Source organism: Deinococcus metallilatus (genome assembly GCF_004758605.1).
GTDB classification, from domain to species: domain Bacteria; phylum Deinococcota; class Deinococci; order Deinococcales; family Deinococcaceae; genus Deinococcus; species Deinococcus metallilatus.
On the sequence record NZ_CP038512.1, the window covers coordinates 47,602 to 64,566 of the forward strand.

The 16,965-nt window shown below is 73.5% G+C and carries 11 protein-coding genes; 6 read left to right on the forward strand and 5 right to left on the reverse strand.

The genetic code is table 11. The features are described 5' to 3' along the window. Window positions 1-76 precede the first annotated feature (76 nt). From E5F05_RS06075 to E5F05_RS06090, 4 genes are read left to right on the forward strand one after another with little or no spacing between them, the layout of a single operon-like run. Window positions 77-958 (forward strand): substrate-binding periplasmic protein, encoded by an 882-nt coding sequence (locus E5F05_RS06075; RefSeq protein WP_129117737.1) that lies wholly within the window; start codon window positions 77-79, stop codon window positions 956-958. Next, window positions 948-1,970: an ABC transporter ATP-binding protein gene (locus E5F05_RS06080; RefSeq protein ID WP_129117738.1), complete on the forward strand. Its 1,023-nt coding sequence runs from the start codon at window positions 948-950 to the stop codon at window positions 1,968-1,970. Before E5F05_RS06075 ends, E5F05_RS06080 begins: the two co-directional genes overlap by 11 nt. Then, entirely contained in the window at window positions 1,967-2,800 is an 834-nt protein-coding gene (locus E5F05_RS06085) for an ABC transporter permease (RefSeq protein WP_129117739.1), read from the forward strand. The genes E5F05_RS06080 and E5F05_RS06085 overlap by 4 nt, the downstream gene beginning before the upstream one ends. Next, window positions 2,797-3,573, forward strand: a complete 777-nt coding sequence (locus E5F05_RS06090) for a type 2 periplasmic-binding domain-containing protein (protein ID WP_129117740.1) — start codon at window positions 2,797-2,799, stop codon at window positions 3,571-3,573. The genes E5F05_RS06085 and E5F05_RS06090 overlap by 4 nt, the downstream gene beginning before the upstream one ends. A 24-nt stretch (window positions 3,574-3,597) precedes the next feature. Here E5F05_RS06090 and E5F05_RS06095 read toward each other — a convergent pair whose 3' ends face one another. Continuing rightward, window positions 3,598-5,574, reverse strand: coding sequence for an AfsR/SARP family transcriptional regulator (locus tag E5F05_RS06095; RefSeq protein WP_129117741.1), 1,977 nt, complete (start codon window positions 5,572-5,574; stop codon window positions 3,598-3,600). Between the two features lie 109 nt (window positions 5,575-5,683). Here E5F05_RS06095 and E5F05_RS21875 point away from each other — a divergent pair, with 109 nt between their 5' ends. Both E5F05_RS21875 and E5F05_RS06100 read left to right on the forward strand, forming a co-directional pair. Further along, window positions 5,684-5,806, forward strand: coding sequence for a hypothetical protein (locus tag E5F05_RS21875; RefSeq protein ID WP_260177130.1), 123 nt, complete (start codon window positions 5,684-5,686; stop codon window positions 5,804-5,806). Window positions 5,807-5,895: 89 nt separating this feature from the next. Further along, window positions 5,896-6,789 carry an AfsR/SARP family transcriptional regulator gene (locus tag E5F05_RS06100; RefSeq protein WP_129117742.1) on the forward strand — a complete coding sequence of 298 codons (894 nt, stop codon included), beginning with the start codon at window positions 5,896-5,898 and terminating at the stop codon, window positions 6,787-6,789. A gap of 324 nt (window positions 6,790-7,113) precedes the next feature. Here E5F05_RS06100 and E5F05_RS06105 read toward each other — a convergent pair whose 3' ends face one another. Genes E5F05_RS06105 through E5F05_RS06120 form a run of 4 tightly spaced genes read right to left on the reverse strand, consistent with a single transcriptional unit; the run spans window position 7,114 to window position 16,945 of the window. Further along, a complete protein-coding gene (locus tag E5F05_RS06105; RefSeq protein WP_129117743.1) occupies window positions 7,114-9,867 on the reverse strand; it encodes a peptidoglycan DD-metalloendopeptidase family protein in 2,754 nt (917 codons plus the stop codon). A gap of 12 nt (window positions 9,868-9,879) precedes the next feature. Next, window positions 9,880-12,387 (reverse strand): DUF2272 domain-containing protein, encoded by a 2,508-nt coding sequence (locus E5F05_RS06110; protein WP_129117744.1) that lies wholly within the window; start codon window positions 12,385-12,387, stop codon window positions 9,880-9,882. A 31-nt stretch (window positions 12,388-12,418) separates the two neighbouring features. Then, a complete protein-coding gene (locus tag E5F05_RS06115; RefSeq protein ID WP_129117745.1) occupies window positions 12,419-16,357 on the reverse strand; it encodes a S8 family serine peptidase in 3,939 nt (1,312 codons plus the stop codon). A 60-nt stretch (window positions 16,358-16,417) separates the two neighbouring features. Then, on the reverse strand, window positions 16,418-16,945 hold the full coding sequence (locus tag E5F05_RS06120; RefSeq protein ID WP_129117746.1) for a PASTA domain-containing protein: 528 nt from the start codon (window positions 16,943-16,945) through the stop codon (window positions 16,418-16,420). Window positions 16,946-16,965: the final 20 nt, after the last annotated feature.

A 16,965-nucleotide genomic window follows, 5' to 3' on the forward strand; every position in this document is an offset into this window, starting at 1 on the left:
GGCCTGAAGGGTGGGTCCCCGCCCCTTGCCATGACCCCGGTCCCCGTCCCCTGCCTGACCCCGCAAGGAGAGCGTCATGAAGCGTTTCCGACCCCTGCTGGCCCTGCTCGCCCTGGCCGCGTCCGGCGCGGCGCTGGCCCAGGAGGACCCCAGCTCCCCGACCAGCACCAGCGGCTTTCTGCGCTCCGGCACCACCCTGCGCTTCTGCCTGGACCAGCAGAATCCGATCTGGCGCTTCGAACAGGACCTCGCGCTGGCGGTCGCCCGCTCGCTGGGCCGCCAGGCCGAGTTCTACGTCCACCGCCAGCCCCTCCCGGACCTCGACACGGCCCCGCAGCCGCTCGACCGGCTGGAACTGCTGCGCCTCTTCGCGCACCACTGCGACATCTACCCCGGCCTGGTCGGCAGCACCACGCCCGCCTTCGACTACCCCGCCGACGAGCAGATGTACGCCACCCGCCCGTATCTCCGGGCCAGTTACCTCTTCGTCAGCCGCGACCCCCGGGTGAAGACGCTGGCCGATCTGCCCCGGACCGCGCCGCTGAGCATGGAGCGGGGTGGGCTGCCCGCCTACCTGATGTACGCCACCCGCCGGGGCCAGTTCACCGACCGCCCGGTGGACACCGCCGCGCGGCTGGTGCAGGACCTGGTGAAGGGGCAGGCCAGGGCGGGCATCGTGTTCGCGCCGCAACTGTACGGGCGGCAGAAGGACCTGGCGAAAGTCGGCCTGTCGGCCACGCCCGTCACCACGCTGCCCAACATGACGTGGTACGTGATCTACGGCCTGCGCCGGGACCGGCCCAGCCTGCGGACGCAGCTCGACTCGGCCCTCGCCCGCCTGATCCAGCGCGGCGAGGTCCAGAAATTGCTCGTCAAGCACGGGCTGAACCGGCCCGGCATCACCGTGGCGGGCGTGAGCGACCGGCGGCCCACCTCGGAGTCGATGAATGACCGCTGAGGTGAGGCCGCTGGCCCGCCCGGAGGGGGCGGACGCGCCGCCCGTGATCGAGGTGCAAGGGGTCCGCTATGCCTACGGCGACATCGAGGCGCTGCGCGGCATTGACCTGACGGTGCCGCGCGGGACCTTCTTCGCGCTGCTGGGGCCCAACGGGGCGGGCAAGAGCACGCTGGTGGGTCTGCTGTCCACGCTGCTGCCGCTCCAGACCGGGGCGGCGCGGGTGGCGGGGTTCGACGTGCGCCGCCAGAGCGCGCAGGTGCGCCGCGAGCTGGGGCTGGTCTTTCAGGAACCCAGCCTGGACGAACGCCTGACCGTGCTGGAAAACCTCGACTTTCACGGGCGCATCTACGGCCTGCCCGCCCGCGAGCGCGCACGCCGGGCGGCGCACGTGCTGGACGTGGTGGAACTGGCTGACTGGCAGAACGCGACGGCCCGCATCCTCTCGCGCGGCATGAAGCGCCGCCTGGAAATCGCGCGCGGCGTGATGCATGGCCCGGCCCTCCTGATGCTGGACGAGCCGACCACCGGCCTGGACGTGCAGAGCCGCCGCGCGGTGTGGACCTACCTGGGCCAGCTCCGGCGCGAAACCGGCGTCTCGCTGCTCCTCACCACCCACCAGATCGAGGAGGCCGAGGGGGCGGACCTGGTGGCGATCCTGGACCGGGGCGAGGTGCTGGCCTTCGGGCCACCCGCCGAACTGCGCGAGCGGCACGGGGGCACGGTCGTCACGCTGCGCGGCCCCGGCCCGGCCCTGCGCGCCCGCCTGGAACGCCAGTACACCGGACAGGTGGAAGGCGCGGGCGACGAGCTGCGCCTGCGGGTCCCCGACGCCGGGGCGCTGCTGGCCGACCTCGCACCCGAGCTGGGCAGCCTGCGGGGCCTCAGCGTGCAGACGCCCAGCCTGGAGGACGTGTTTCTCGACCTGACGGGGCGGGCGCTGCGTGAGGACCGCCCCGGTCCGCACGAGGCCACCCTGGCCTTTGCGCGCGGGGGCGGGGAGCATACGCGGTGACGGTCCGCCCCGGAACCGCGCCGCTCAGCGGCCCGCGCTACTACCTGTCGTGCCTGTACGCGATCTGGTCGCGCGAGGTCAAGCGCAGCGTCCGCGAGAGCGGGCAACTGGTGGGGGCCTTCAGCCGACCCCTCCTGTGGGTGATCATCTTCGGGGTGGGCCTCACGCCCTACTTCCGCACCGGCCTGCGCGAGACGACCTTCGTGGTGCCGTTCACGTACATGCAGTACATCTTCCCGGCGGTCGTGGTGCTGAACATCCTCTATCCCAGCATCCAGTCGGCGGTCAGCCTGATCTACGACCGGCAGTTCGGCTTCTTCCGCGAGGTGTTCGCGTCGCCGGTGCCGCGCACGGCGGTCTTTTTCGGCAAGCTGCTGGGCGGGGCGACTGTCGCCACCCTCCAGGGCGGACTGGTGCTGCTGCTGGCGCCCTACGTGGACGTGGCGATCCCGCCCGCCAAACTGCCGGGCATCCTGGCGGTGATGGGGCTGGTGTCGCTGGCGTTCACGGCGGTGGGCCTCTTGATCGCCTCGCGGCTGCGGTCCTTCGAGGGCTTCGGCGTCTTCTCGAACGCGCTGATCCTGCCGCTGTACTTCCTGGCCAGCAGCGTCTTTCCGCTGGACCCCAGCCTCAGCGTGCAGCAGCAGCAGCAGGTGTTCCCGGCCTGGCTGGTGCTGCTGGTGCGGGCCAATCCGCTGACCTACGCCATCGACCTGCTGCGCGGCTTCATCATCGACTACCAGGAACACAGCACGGCGCTGGACATCGGCGTGGTGCTGGCCCTCAGCCTGATCGCCTGCACGCTGGCGTACCGGGAGTTCCGGCGGTGACGCCCCGGCCACCTGCCCCGCGCCGCTGGCGCCCCTCCGGCAGTACGGTGTTCATCGTGGTGGGGGTGCTGGCGTACCTGGGCCTGCGGCAACTCCCGCCCGACAATTCGCTGGCGCTGGTGCGGCAGGCGGGCGTGCTGAACGTGTGCGTGCCCGCCGAGCTGCCACCCTTCATCGTCCCGCAGGGGGACGGGGCCACGGGGCTGGAAGCGGCGCTCCTGCGGCGGGCGGCGGCGCGGCTCGGCGTGCCCCTCCAGTGGAACCTCCAGGCGGCCTGGGGCACCTCGCCCGACCCGGTGGACTGGGGCCTGCGCCCGGAGTCCTGCCAGGTGCTCGCGGGCGGCATCGTCGTCTCGCCGGAAACGCAGGCGCTGATGGAGCTGCTGCCCTATGCCGATACCGGCTGGGCCCTGCTGACGCTCGACCACACGAAACCGCTGGGCGTGCTGGCGAACCACTGGGGCCTGAACGCCGACGAGGCCTACGGCTGGGCCGACACGCACGGCGAACCCTTTACCGCCTACGACCAGGCGGGACAGGCCCTCGCCGCTCTGAAGGGGGGAGAGGTGGGCCGGGTCCTCGCGCTGCGGGAGGAGTCCGAGTGGCTGCGCGCACAGCTCCCCGGCGCGCGGGTGCAGGCGGTGCCCGACCTGCCCGGCCACACCCTCGCGCTGGGCCTCTGGAAGAACATGATCACCCTCAAGCGGGCGCTGCGCGCGGCGCTGCCTGCCCCGGCGGTGAAACGGGAGGGGACGGCTGGGGCGGCGCGCTAGCCTCCGTCCGGTGCCCGGCCCGCCTCAGTTCGCGGAGGCCCAGGCGTCCCGGCGCAGGGCGAGGAGGGGTTCGGGCACCTCGCCCAGTTCGCGCTGGAAGACCTGCGAGACGCGCTCCAGTTCCTGCCGGGCGGCCAGGCCGCCGTGCAGGGTGTGCAGGGCGCGCACCAGCAGGGCGCTGATGCCCACGTCGAGCGGGTGGATTTCCAGCAGGCGCTGCGCCAGGCCCACGCAGGCGGCGTGCTGGCCCTCGCGCTGGAGCCGCTCCAGCGTTTCCAGGCCCAGGCGGACCAGCGACCACTCCAGCTCGTCGCGCACGCCAGCGGCCCAGGCCGTGTCGGAGGCAGGCAGAAAACGGCCCGCGTAGAGGCCCAGTGCCCGCCGCAGCCCCACCTCCCCGCCCAGGCGCACGGCCTGGCGCAGTTCCTGCACGTCCCAGCCCAGGCGCACCCCGCAGGGCCGCAGGCCGTACACCCGGCGCGCCCGGTCGAAGGGCACCTGGAGCTGCGGCACCGCCCGGCCCAGCGCGTGGCGCGCCACGTGCAGGTAGCCCCGCGCCTGCCGGGGGCCCCGGTCCTCGAAGACGTGGGTCTGCACCTCCTCCAGCGTCGCCTCCCCCCGCTCCAGCAAAAAAGCCAGCAGCTCCACCGTGCGCGCCAGGCCCACGTTCAGCCGCACCCGCTCCCCGCCCAGCGTCAGCCCGCAGCCGCCCAGGGTGGTGAGGGTCAGCCGGGGGGGCAGTTGCCCTTCCAGCCCCTCCACGTCGCGGCGCAGCACGTCCAGGTACGCCGGGGGCGAGCGCAGTGCCTCGCGGACGGCGGGCAGGCTGTGCAGCTCGGCGGCCAGCACCGTGCCGCTCCCCAGCGCGTGCCGCAGATCCACGGCCAGGGCGAGGTGGTCCTGCGCCGCGCCCGCCCGCCCGTCCCGCAGATGCGCCTCGGCCAGATGCAGGTGGGTGAGGCCCAGCTCGCGGCCGAGTTGCAGCGCCCCGAAGCCCTGCCGCGCCTGGGTCAGCACCGCCAGGGCCTGCGGATCACGGGCGCGCACCAGCCAGGCCCCCTGCCGCAGCGCCAGGAACGCCTGCATCCGTGGGCCGTCCGCCAGCCCCCGCGCCCGGGCCAGGTGGGCGCGGGCCGTGTCCAGGTCGTCCTGGGCGGTGGCCAGGGCACCCAGGCGCAGCCGGGCGTAGAACTCGGTTTCCGGCTGGAGCGCGGCGCACGCGGCCTCGGCGCTGTCCCGGTACTGCCCGGCGGCCTCGGCCCACAGGCCCCGGGTCTGGGCCAGAACGCCCCGGTAGTAGCGCAGCAGCGGGAGCGCGTCGGGTGCCGTCTGGAGCGCGGCGATGCTGTCGAGGTCACGCTCCGCTTCCGCGAACTGTCCGCTGTGGACGCTGCTCAGCGCCCGCACCCACAGCAGCGGGGCACGCTGCGGCGGGCTGGCGTGGGGGAGGGCCAGGTTCACATACGCCACGGCGCTCGCGTCGCGGCCCAGCTCGCCCAGCACCAGCCCCAGCGCGGCGCTGAAGCTGCCCAGAAAGTGCCGGGCGACCGCGTCGCTGACCGCCGTTTCCCAGGCGTGCTGCAAGGGGGCCAGCGCCTCGCGCGGCCTTCCGGCCTGAAACAGCAGCATCCCGCGCTCGCGCCCGGCCACCGCCCGCCCGAACGCGGACAGCCGCGCGGGGTGCAGGCTCTCCAGCAGCCGCTCCGCCCGCTCGACCTCGCCCCCGAAGCGGTGCGCCACCGCCGCCAGCGCCCCGGCGTCCTCCTGGCCGCGCGCCCTGGCCCGCAGCAGCAGGCTCAGCCCCTCCACGCGGCGCTGGAGCAGCACCAGACACTGCCCGGCCCACAGGTCGTCCGCGGGCGTGGGGGCTTTCAGTGCGGCGTGATGCCGCAGCCCCTCCGCGAACTGTCCGGCGGCCAGGCAGCCCAGGATGGCGTTCGTGGTGGCCTCTGTGGCTGTCGGCTCTGCGGCGTCCGTGTCGGTCCTAAGCGGTTGCGGCATGGGTGCCCCCGTCGCCTAAGCGGCCTCTTCCTACACTTCAGAGAGATCGACCCTGCGCGCTGACGGTCATGCGGCACCCCAACTCTTCGCGAGGCCCCAGGAGGCGAGTATGCGTAGTCATTGTAGCTGGAAATACCGGCTGGCCCTGCTCCTGTTCGCGCTGTCCCAGTGCACGCTGATCCAGTTCGCGCTGGCCGATCCCACCACCGGCTCGGGCGGCATCGGGGGCTGAGCCGGACGGGCCGCCGGGCGCCTGCCCCTGGAAAGGCGGCCCGGCCTCGCCGCTCCTGCCTGGCGAGCACAGGCGCAAAGGAAGCAGACATGCTGGACGTGCGGTTGTTCGGGGTGTTCCGGGCACAGGACCGGGACGCCCGGCCGCTCCCCTTCGAGAGCCACAAGGCGCGGGAGCTGCTGTGCTTTCTGCTGCTGCACCGGGACCGGCCCCAGTCGCGGGAGGTGCTCGCCAGCCAGCTCTGGGGCGGCCAGACGACCGGGCAGTCGCTCAAGCAGCTCCGCCAGGCCCTCTGGCACCTGCACCTGGCCCTGGCGGAGGGGGCCGGACTGCTCCGGGTGGAAGCCGACTGGGTCGAACTGCGGGTCCTCCCGAGTCTCACCTGCGACGCGCTGGCCTTCGAGGAGGCTGTCCTGGCCCGGCACGGGCGGGCGGGCCACGCCCTCACCCCCGGTGAGGCCCGCGCGCTGGGGGAGGCCACGCGGCTGTACCGGGGTGATCTGCTGGAAGGCTGGATGCAGGACTGGTGCCTGCTCCAGCGCGAGCGGCTGCACAACCTCTACCTGGCCGCGCTGGAGAAGCTGGCCGACCACGCGGAAACCTGCCGCGACTGGGAAGGGGGCCTGACCCACGCCGCCCGCCTGCTGGAATTCGACCGCGCCAGCGAGAGCACCCACTGCCAGGTCATGCGCCTGCACTACCTCTCCGGCCACCGCACCGCCGCCCTGCGCCAGTTCACCCTCTGCGAACGCGCCCTGCGCGAAGAACTCGGCGTGAAGCCCTCGCACGCCACCCTGGCCCTGTACGAGTGCATCCGCGAGGACCGGCCGCTGGAAACGGAGGACCTCCCGCCACCCGCCCTTCCGGCCCGGCTCCCCGCGCCGTTCGACCTCGGGGCGGAACTGCTTCAGGAATTGCGGGGGGTGGTGGGCGAACTGCGAACGCTCCTCGCCTCCGAGCGTCGGCTGAGGGGAGGCCCTTGAGGGTGGCACGAAAAGCCGTGCCCCTTGAATGCCTGATGTACAATAGGAACTTATCGTTCCAGATGGGCTTTTTGCTCCCTCCTCCCTTGTGGGGGACTGGCACAGCTCGCACCGCGAGAGGCCGGGTGGGGGTGGGCGGGCCTGGAATCAGGGGCCAGTTGGGAGAATCAGAGTCCACTTTTGAGGTGGCGCTTGGAGGGCAGCCTGCGGCTGCCACCCCCCTCTGCTTCGCAGCTCTACGAGTCCCAGCCTCCCCCGCAAGGGGGGAGGAGCAACCCCCCGTGGCTCTGAGCAACCCCCACCCGCCCCTTTCCCCAGGACACCTCAAGCCGAGCGCGCCCCCGTCCGCGTCTCCGAGATGATCCGCGTGCCATTGTCGTTACGCTCGCGGTACGCTTCCAGCAGGGCGTCTTGCAGCAGGTCCGTGAAGCGTTCGGTGCCCGCGTTCCCCGCTGCGTGCAGGGCGGCCACCGTGCCGCGCTTGGCGGCCACCGGGAGGTTGTTGTAGGCCGCCTGGAACATCCCGCGCACCCGTGGGGAGGCGGCGTAGTGCCCGGTGAACACGCGGTAGGGCGCGGCGTCACCCAGGTAGGCCCGCAGACCCGCCAGGTGCCGCCGCAGGTGCTCGCGCGCCAGCTCCGCCTCCGCGACGATGGCCTCCTCGTCCAGCCCGGCATGGAAGAAGCGCTGCGCCCAGCCGTCCCAGCGCAGCTCGTCGCGGGTGGCGGCGCCCAGGACCGCGCCCTGCTCGCTGACGACCCGCCCGTCACGGGTCCAGGTGTAGACGCGCCCGGTGTCCAGCTCGATACCGTGCCGCCGGAAGGCCGCCTCGGCCCGGCGAATCCACTCCTGAAGCTTTCCGTGCTGGAGGGTCCACTGCATGAAGCCGATGCTGACCACGGCGCTGTCCCAGGTGTTCAGGCCCTGGATCAGCCCCCCCGTTTCGACGTTGGCGACGCGCTGAAGGGTGTCGATCTCGTCCTCGGGCAAGGTGGTGCGGCCCGCCTGGGCCAGGCGGCGCAGCGTCTCGTCCACCCGCCCGCCGCCGTAGCGGGCCAGGCCCCGCACGCTGCCGCGCCGCGCCACTGCCCGGAAGCCCGGGGGGACACGCGGGCCGGTCAGGGGGGGCAGGCCGTCCGGTGGGGCGGCGGGCGATTCTGCCGGAGCGTGGCTGCCTGGCGTCTGACCGGCTGGGGTCTGGTCGGCGCCGCCCTGGCCGCGCTCCTGCAAGAACAGCAGGTAGCGGGTCGGGTTGAGCAGGTTGCTGGGACGCGGGCGGTCCGGCCACCACTGGGCGCTGTGAACCGTATCCGGCGCGTAGGTTTCAAAGTGCAGCATGCCGGTGTCGCTCACGAAGGCGAGCGGCTGCCCGGCCCGCACCGTGTCCCCCACCGCCAGGCCGTGCCGGGTCAGGGAATCCTCGGTCACCTCCCCGTAATTGACGACCACGGCGGGATGGGCGACCAGCAGGCGGTAGGTCCGCTGGCCCGACTTCGCCCGGTAGAAAAAGGCGAACTCCACGATGCGCCCGTCCTCGCAGGCCACCACGGTGTCACCCGCATGGGCGTACAGGTCCACGCCCACATGGCGGCGGGGCAGGGTCTGGCCGCCCCGGGTGCCCTGGCGGGCCGCCAGGAAGGCCCGTCCGGCGCGGCCTACCATGTGCCCGTCCACCGTGATGTACGACACCAGCCGTCCCTCCGAATTTTCGGTCCGCAGCGGCCAGAAGCTGCCGGGTGGGGGCGCGGGGGCAAAAGGCACCGGCTCGTCGGGCGGCAGCGGGCGCGGTTCGGCCCGGACTGGGAGGGGTGGGGGCGCGCCCTCCGCCTCTTCCTCGTCGGGGAACTCGGAGGCTTCGGGGTCCTGGGCTTCTTGGGCTTCCGCGTCGGGGAACGCGGCCTCGCGGCTGGTACTGGGCCGCGCCGTCCCGCCCGCCCACTCGTCCAGTCTGGCCCAGGTCCGGGGGCCGATCACGCCGTCTGCGGCGCGCGGTTCGCCGGGAAAGGCGAGCTGCTGGAAGGCGACGGTGGCCGCCCGCATGTCCGGGCTGAAGGTGCCGTCCTCGGCCAGCGGGGCACCCGGCAGGCCGGGCCTTCCGGCAGCCAGTTCGCGGGCGTGGACCACGTTCAGTTTGCGCTGGGCCTCGCGCACCGCTTCGCCCCGGTCACCCGGGCGCAGGGTCGGCCTTCCCCCCGAAGTGGCCCGGCCAGGGGGGAAGGTGTCCGGCAAAGTCGCCCCCGCGTCTGCCAGCAGCCGCCAGCCGTAGCGGCGCGGGATTTCGCCGTGGGAGACGGAAGTGCGTTCCACCGCGTACCAGCGGTGCAGGGCCGGGTGGCCCGCCAGGGCGCGCTCCAACTGGCGGTAAGCTTCCAGGCTGTTTCCCGCGGTCCCGCCCCCCGAGGTGTACAGCACCCGCAGCGCCCCGCCCTGCTCGCGCATGTACGTTTCCAGGCTGGCCTCCGGCGCCGCCGCGTCGCGCCCGATGCGCCGCCGTGCCCAGCGCAGAAGAGGCTCGGGACTCTGGTAGAGCGCGTCGAAGACGTGGACCTCGTGCGGATCGAGGTCGTCCAGCACCCGCCACGTCGCCGCGCCCCCGCCCGAGTGCGCGGTGAGGATCAGGCGGTTCACGCCCAGCGCCGGAACGCCCGCCCGCGCCGCGAAGCGTTCCAGACTCCAGCGGATCAGCTCGCGCGCCCCGCCCGGCCGCACCAGCGCGGGAAAGTCGTACCCGGCCCCCGAGCGCCCGCCGTAGAAATGGCCGCGCGGGAGGAGGCCCAGGGTGGGCCGGGTGCGGCCAGGAGCGGGGTCGAGGCCGCGCGGGTCGCTCCAGTCCAGGCCGCTCGCGCCTTCCTTGTCGCGGGCGAGGTTCATCGCCGCGCCATGCGCCGAGAAGCCGTGAAAGTGCAGCACCACGTCCACCCGGTCCGTGACCGCCAGGGTGTTCCAGCGCAGGATCAGCCCCGGCCCGCGGTGGCCCTCCAGACCGGGCACGTCCCGGTCTTCCTCGCGGCCCGGAGCCGTGCGGGCGGAAAGGTCGGGGGGAGAAGGCAGGGCGGGCACGTCGAAAGGCGCGGTCATGGGGTTGCTCCTTCATTCCCTGGTGGGGTCGGTGCGGACGCGCAGCACCGCGTAATACTGGCGCTGCCCGCCGTCAGTCAGGACCAGACCGCGTTCGTCCACGCGGATCAGCTTGCGCCCCACCGTGTTGCCGACATTGCCGCCGATGACGGTAAGGCGGCCCGGCGCTGCCTCCACGACGATGTCGCAGTGCGATGGGCGGGCCTGGCCGTCGTCCACGTTCTCGAAGGTCACGCCGCTGTCCTGGCGGCCCGTGCAGACGAGGTCGCCCGGCTGTGGCGCGACTTCCGTGATGCGGGAGAGCCAGAAAGGATTCGCCAGGTCGCCGCGCAGGCGGTTGCGTTTGGCGGCGGCGCAGTAGACGGTGTGCCCGGCGGCGTAGCGGAAGCGGTCGCCCGCCCCGGCCCGCCGCATCACCCACGAGATAAAGGCGGCGCTCCAGGGGGTGCGGTCGTCAATCGCCCGGTCGGCGGCCACGCCCCCCAGCCCGGCCCCGTCCATCCAGTACCCGCGCAGCACTGGGCGCATGGCCGGATCCGTCTCGGAACGCGCCGCGCCTCCCGGGTGCCAGCGCGCGTCTTCCTCCAGCGCGATGCGGACCACGTCGGCCTTGAACTGGGTCCAGGCAGGGTCGCCCGGCGGGGGGGTCGGGGGGACCGGCTGGGGCGGAGGCGGCTGAGGGGAAGGCCCGGCCCCGCCCGCCCACTCGTCCAGCCTAGCCCAGGTCCGGGAACCGATGACCCCGTCGTGTTCGCGCGGCTGGCCGGGAAAGGCGAGCTGCTGGAAGGCGACCGTGACCGCGCGTGTCCGCTGCCCGAACGCCCCGTCCTCCGCCAGCGGGGCACCGGGGAGGGCGGGCCGTCCGGCGGCGAGTTCGCGGGCGTGGATCACGTTGAGGAGATGCTGGGCCTCGCGCACCGCCTCGCCCTGCGCGCCTGCCCGTAGCGTGGGCCGCGTGCCTGGACCGGGTGGGGTGGGGCCGGGCGGGACGGGCACGGGGGGAATGGGCGCTGGCGGCAGAGGCGACGCCCCTTCCAGCCGTGCGCGGGCCTCCTCCCAGCGTGGGCCACGGCAGCGCCGGTCCACTGCCGCCGTCAGGTCGGAGACGCGGATGGTGCCGTCCCTGCGGCGATCCAGGCCGCTGTTCGCGGCGTAGGCGCTGGGATAGGGACCGTCCCGCCCGGTCAGCACCGTGTCGGGGTCCGAGCCGCCCGCCAGCGTCGCGGGAAGAAAGGTCGCCTGGTACAGCCGCGCGGTGGAATTCAGGCTGTACCGCTTGTAGGGCCGGTAGAAGCGTTCGACAAAGGGAAGCTGTTCCTCCGCGCTGAGGCGGCGAAAGGCCTCGTGGCCCGCCGTCCAGCCCAGGCGCAGCAGCGTGGCGGGCATGAACTGGATCAGGCCGCTGGCGTGGCCGTGCGCGTTGTGTGCGTCGGCCCGGATGCCGCTCTCGGCCATCATCACCTGGAGGAGGTGCAGCGGCTGGGCGTCCAGAGCGGCCCCCACCGCCCTCATCCCCGCGAAGAAGGCGTCGGAAAGGTCGGCGGTCGCGCTCGACTCGGCGTCGGCCTCGCCGGTCGTGCGGGGCGGGTCGGTTACCGCGGGGGCTTCCCCGAAGTTCAGGTGGGCCAGCGAGAGCCAGCCGATCACCGTCCGGTCCTGCCCGCCGCGCAGGCTGGCGGTGCGGGGACCCAGGACCAGTTCGCGTTCCCGCTCGCGGGCGCACTCCAGGCCGCCCTCGCGCTGCCCGGCGTCGGCGCTACGCCAGAAAGTCCTGCCCGCCCGCTGCACCTCCTCCAGAAAGACGCAGACGTGTTCGCTACGGTTGTCGGCCCCCCGGATGAACACGATGTCGCCCGGCCCGGGCCGCTGCCCCGCCGCCAGTTCGCCATTCAGGGCGGACACGAAGGGGAGTTGTCCCAGGTTCCACAGGCGGCGGATGTTCTGCCCGGGGCGGTAGACGTAGCCGCCCGGTTCGGCCCGGTTGACGATCTCACGGTCCTGACAGCCCAGCCGCCACAGCAGCCAGTGCGGCAGAAAGCCGCAGGTGGTGCCGCAGCGGGGGACCGGATGACGCAGGCAGGCCGCGCCGTAATCCTTGGCGATCACGTCGAACACGCCGTCGCCCGCCGTGGAGGGTACGTGGGCGCGTAGCAGGGCCAGCGCGTCCCGCCGCACTTCGGGCACGGGGCGGGCGCGGGGCGGTGAGTCGGGCGGGGCCAGCGGGGGCGCCCCGGCCAGGAAAGCGTCGAGCTGCGCCCAGGTGCGCAGCCCCACCACCCCATCGTGGTCGCCCGGGTCCACGAAAACGCGCCGCTGGAACTCCAGCACCGCCGCGCGGGTGCGGGGGCCGAACAGCATGTCCACCGTGAGGGGGGCGAAGGGGAGGCCGGGGCGCCCCGCCGCCAGCTCGCGGGCGTGGACCTCGTTCAGTTTCGTCTGCACCTCGCCCACCGCCGGGTGCACCGCGCCCAGGGCAAGCGCGCGGGGGCGGCCGGGCAAAGGAGGGGGTGACAGCGTCATGGGGGAGGCTCCTTTCCGGCTTCAGCCGCGTTCAGGGCAGCGGGCGCGGGCCGCGCAGGTCGCCGAGGTTGCAGGTGTGCAGGCCCCGGTAGCAGTCGAAGTCCCAGTAACCGCGCGTGTCGAGGGCGACCGCGTTCCAGGCCTTGTGGGCCGCGTTGACCTCCATCCAGTCGCGGGCAAAGTTGCGCGAACCCGCCGCCAGCCGCGCTCCCATGTCCCGCGCGATGGCCTCGCCGTTGGGATGATCGAGCGGGGCCGACGCCTCGTAGCCCAGCAGCGCCGTGAGCGGGCCGCCTTTCGTCCGCAGGAGTTCTGCCCACTCGACGCCGGGGCCGCTGGGTCCCGACAGGTCCACCCGCAGCACCGAACAGCCCGCGAGGATCAGCACGTCGAGGTCCATCGGGCTTTTCCAGTGCGGCGCGAGGTCGGCGGGCGTGAGCCAGCAGCCGTAGCTGTGGGGCGAAGTCTCGACGGCCAGGCAGTTGCTCGCCCCCAGCCCGTGACCCGAGTAGTAGAAGACGTCGGCGGGGTTGCGCGCGAGGGCCTTGCGGGCGTCCGGCGGGACGCGCAGGCCGGGCTGCGGCAGCACCCGCGCCTCCAGCACCTCCAGCCCACCGGCCAGGAAGAGCTTGCGGGCGTCGGGCCGTTCGCTGGCCGCGTCGCCGGTCCCGGCCCCCGGCGTGCCCGGCTGGGTGCTCCGGCCACGCGGGGTCCAGCCCAGTGCCGTCCTGAAGTCCGCGTCGCTGGTCCCGCCGATGCGGACCACGGTGGCGACCTCCTTGCGCCGCGTCTCGACCGCCAGGAAGTCCCCCAGGTCGGCCAGGGCGACCGAGAGGCGGTACTCCTGCCCGCCGGAGGGCGCCCGACCGGAGCGCGCGGCGTTCAGCGACCGGCCCGTGAGGGTGGCCGTCCCGCTGTCGCCATTCGGGGGCCGACTCACGACGAACACGGGAAGCTCACCCGGCAGCACGGCGGCGGGGAGGCCGCTGGCGCGCAGGCGGACATTCAGCCGGGCTGCGTCCAGGCCGATCACGTCGTCCCAGGCGAGGGCGCGGGTGAAGGTGTCGTCCATCAGGGCCAGCGGCTCCACGGTGACCGCCGCCGCGCCCGAAGCGGGGTCGAGCACCACGGCGTCGAGCTGCGCCCAGGTGTGGGCGCCCACCTTGCCGTCGTGTTCGGCGGTCAGGCCGGGGAACACCTGCCGCTGGAATTCGAGCACCGCCGCCTGGGTGTGCGCTCCGAAGACACAGTCCTCGGTGAGCGGCACGCCCGGGAGGCCCGGCTGGCCGCGCAGAATCTGAGCGAAGTGAAAAGCGTTCAGCTTGCGCTGCACCTCGCGCACGGCGGGGTGGACCGATCCGCGAATCAGCAGCCGGGGGCGGTCGGCGGGCGCCACGGTCACGTCGGCGCATGGTCCGGCAACCTCGGCCAGGTCAGGGGCCAGCGTTTCCCCTAGACGCGGACGCAGCACGACCGTATGCGCGGCCACCCGCCCCGCGTCGTCCAGCACGCGCTGATGCGTTCCGCGCAGCTCGCCCGCCGCTGCCCGCCAGACCGGCGCGGAGGCGTCCCCCGGCCCGCGTACCACCGACACCGCCGTGAAGGGGCTGCCGGGCGCGCGCTGCACCAGCAGGTCACCGGGCAGGAGGCCGGACAGCGTTCCGCCCGGCGCGGCCACCAGCATCAGCCGGGGTTCAAGCGCGGCGCGCACCGCCGGGAACCCGTCTCCGCGAAAGGCGGCCCAGACCTCGTGGGGCCGCAGCGCTCCCCGCGCCAGCTCGGTCCAGAGGTCCGCCTCCTCGCCCCGCGCCGCCTCCAGCAGCACCTCGGCGGCGGAGGGAGGGCGGCCCGTCCCCAGCCCCGCCTCGAAGCGTTCGAGGAAGCGCAGGCCCGCCGGGCGGGCATCGGGGGGGGGAGGGATGGCAGGTTCGCTCTCGTCCCCGGTCCCCTTGCTCTCCTCCTCGGAGGCCGAGGCGAATTCAAACGCCGTCAGCTCGCCGTCCACGTCGGAGGTGAAGCCTTCTTCCGCTTCGGGCAGACTCTCCTCCCCGTCTGAGCTACCGGCAAATTCGAGCGCCGTCAACTCCGCGTCCACGTCGGAGACAAAACCTTCTTCCGACTCGGCTGTGGCTTCCACATCGGCCAGGCCGGGCGAGTGGACCGGGTGGACGTGTTCGCGCAGGAGGTCGGCGGCGGGCTGGGACGCTTCGTGCATGAGGGAAACCTCCTGCGCGGCGGGGAGGGGGAGGGAGGGAACCTGCCCCGTCCGCGCCGCCTGCACCGCCCGCCCGGGGTCCAGGTAGCCGCTGCCGACGCGCGCGAAATCCAGTTCCGGCGCGGCGGGTTCGCAACTGGCGAGGAGCAGGCGGCGCGTCCGGGCGATGTCGAGCGGCCCGGCGGCCTCGAACATCAGGGCCACCGTGCCGGTGACGTGGGGGGCGGCCATGCTGGTGCCCGACATCCGGGTGTAGAGGCGCGTCTCGCCGCCGTCCCGCCCGTGCGAGCGCGGCGCCAGGATCATCACGCCGGGCGCGATCAGGTCGGGTTTGGGCCGCCCGTCGCGCGTCGGCCCGGAGCTGGAGAAATGCCCCAGCGGGCGGTCCTCGCGGTGCGGGTCGTAGGCGCCCACCGCCAGGGTGCGGTAGCCGGTGCAGATGGTGCCGAGGGTATAGCGGGCGTCGGCCTCGTCACGGGGAAAGCGGGACTGGCAGCTCCCGCAGGCGCTGTCACGCTCGATCCAGGCGTGGACCCGCCCGTCCTGCACGTCCTGGCCGGTCAGGATCACGTGCCAGGCGTGAACGTCCGGCACCACCTCGCAGCGCACGCTGATCTGGTGGTCGCCGTTGTTGGGGTCGAAGGCGCGGTGGTAGACGCGCAGCACCTCGCGCCCGCCCTGCTGGGCCGCCGCGCGTTCGCCCAGCGCCGCCCGCGCGGCCAGTCGCCCGTCCGCCGAGCGCACCTCCACGCCCAGGCGGTCGCGGCCCGGATACCACAGGTCCAGTTCGTTGGGGGTGCGGTCCTGCGGGCTGACCTGCACCACGAAGGTCCGCGTCTCGCCGGGGCGCAGGGTCCAGTCGGCGTGGGTGCGGCGCTCGTAGTAGTTGCCGCAGCTCTGCACGATGGCCCGCCCCGGCGCGAGCGCGACCCACTCGTCCAGCGCGCGTTCGACCAGGCTGTGGCCGGTCTTCTCGCCCGCGTGGCGCCCCAGGCTCATGTTGACCACGCAGGGCCGCCCCGCCGCCACCCGCGCGATCAGGTCCAGCCCCTCCAGCAGTTCCACCGAGTTGCCCAACGGCACCGCGTCCGGCCCCTCCCGCGCGCCCATGTGCACGAACACCAGCTCCGCCTCCGGCGCGACGCCGGGCGGCCCACCCCCCCGGCCATTGCCGCCCGCGATGCCCAGCGTGTGCGTGCCATGCGCGCCCAGGCCCGGGTCGGCGTCGGCGGGGTGGTAGCCCAGCGCGGCGTAGGGGTCGGGCGCCTTCAACGCGGCGTTCAGGCGGGCCGCGTCGTAGAGCCGCCCGTACCCGTAGGGCCAGGCGTCCGTGTCGCCTCCCCGGCGCTGGTCCCACAGGGCGAGCAAGCGCGTGGTGCCGTCCGCGTGCCGAAAATCCGGGTGGGCGAAGTCGCAGCCCCAGTCGATCAGCCCGATCACCACACCGCGCCCGGTGGCGCCCAGGTCGCCCGCGCGCCGCTCGTCGTTGGGCGTGAGGGGCAGGGCCTCGGTCAGATCGGCGGGCCGGACGAGGTCGGGACTGACCCCTTTGGGCGCCTTCATGCTCTCCACCGCCGGGTCGCGCCACACCTCGGGGATGGTGCCGCGCTGTACCCGCGCCGTGACGACGTGGCCGAAGTGGGCCACCACGCGCGTGCCTTCGGGGGGCCGGGCCGGGTCGAGCAGCCGCAGGACCACCGCGACCTCGTCGGCCGGGTCGCCTTCCTGAAGCAGTTCGTACAGCTCGGGGTCCATAGGGTCCTCGGGAGGAAGCGGGGCGGCCAGCTTCACGGGCCGCCCCGGGGTGGGCAACGATTACCGGCCGGTCTGCGACTTGCCGCCCTGCGCGTTGATCGCGTCCTTGAGGTCCTTGACCGCCGCCGCGACCTCGGACGACTTCGCCAGGCCCTGCACGGCGGCCGTCACGTCGGTCGTCCTGGCGAGGCCGCTCACAGCCGCCGTGACATCGCTTGTTTTCGCCAGTTCCTCGGGCTTGATGGCCTGGCGGATGGCGTCGATCATCTGCTCGAACTGGGTCGGCTCGCGCTGCGAGATCACGAACAGCGTGACCTGACCGCCGGGCCGCAGAAAGGTGTGGGGCGGCGGGTCCTGGCTCCTCACGGTGTTCACCGTGCCGTCGGTTTCGACGAGTTGCACCCCGGGCGTCAGGCGGTGGTCCCGCACTTTCTGCTGGGCCGCGTCCACGCTGTCCCCCGTGAGGTCGGGCACCTCGACCAGTGCTGGCCCGCTCAGCACGGGGACGTGACCCGCGACCGGCGCGGCGGTGAACAGTTCCTGGAGTGTGCGGCCAAAGCCGCCTGCGGGGTTGGATGGATTGGTCATGGTGGTCCTCCGCCGGTTCC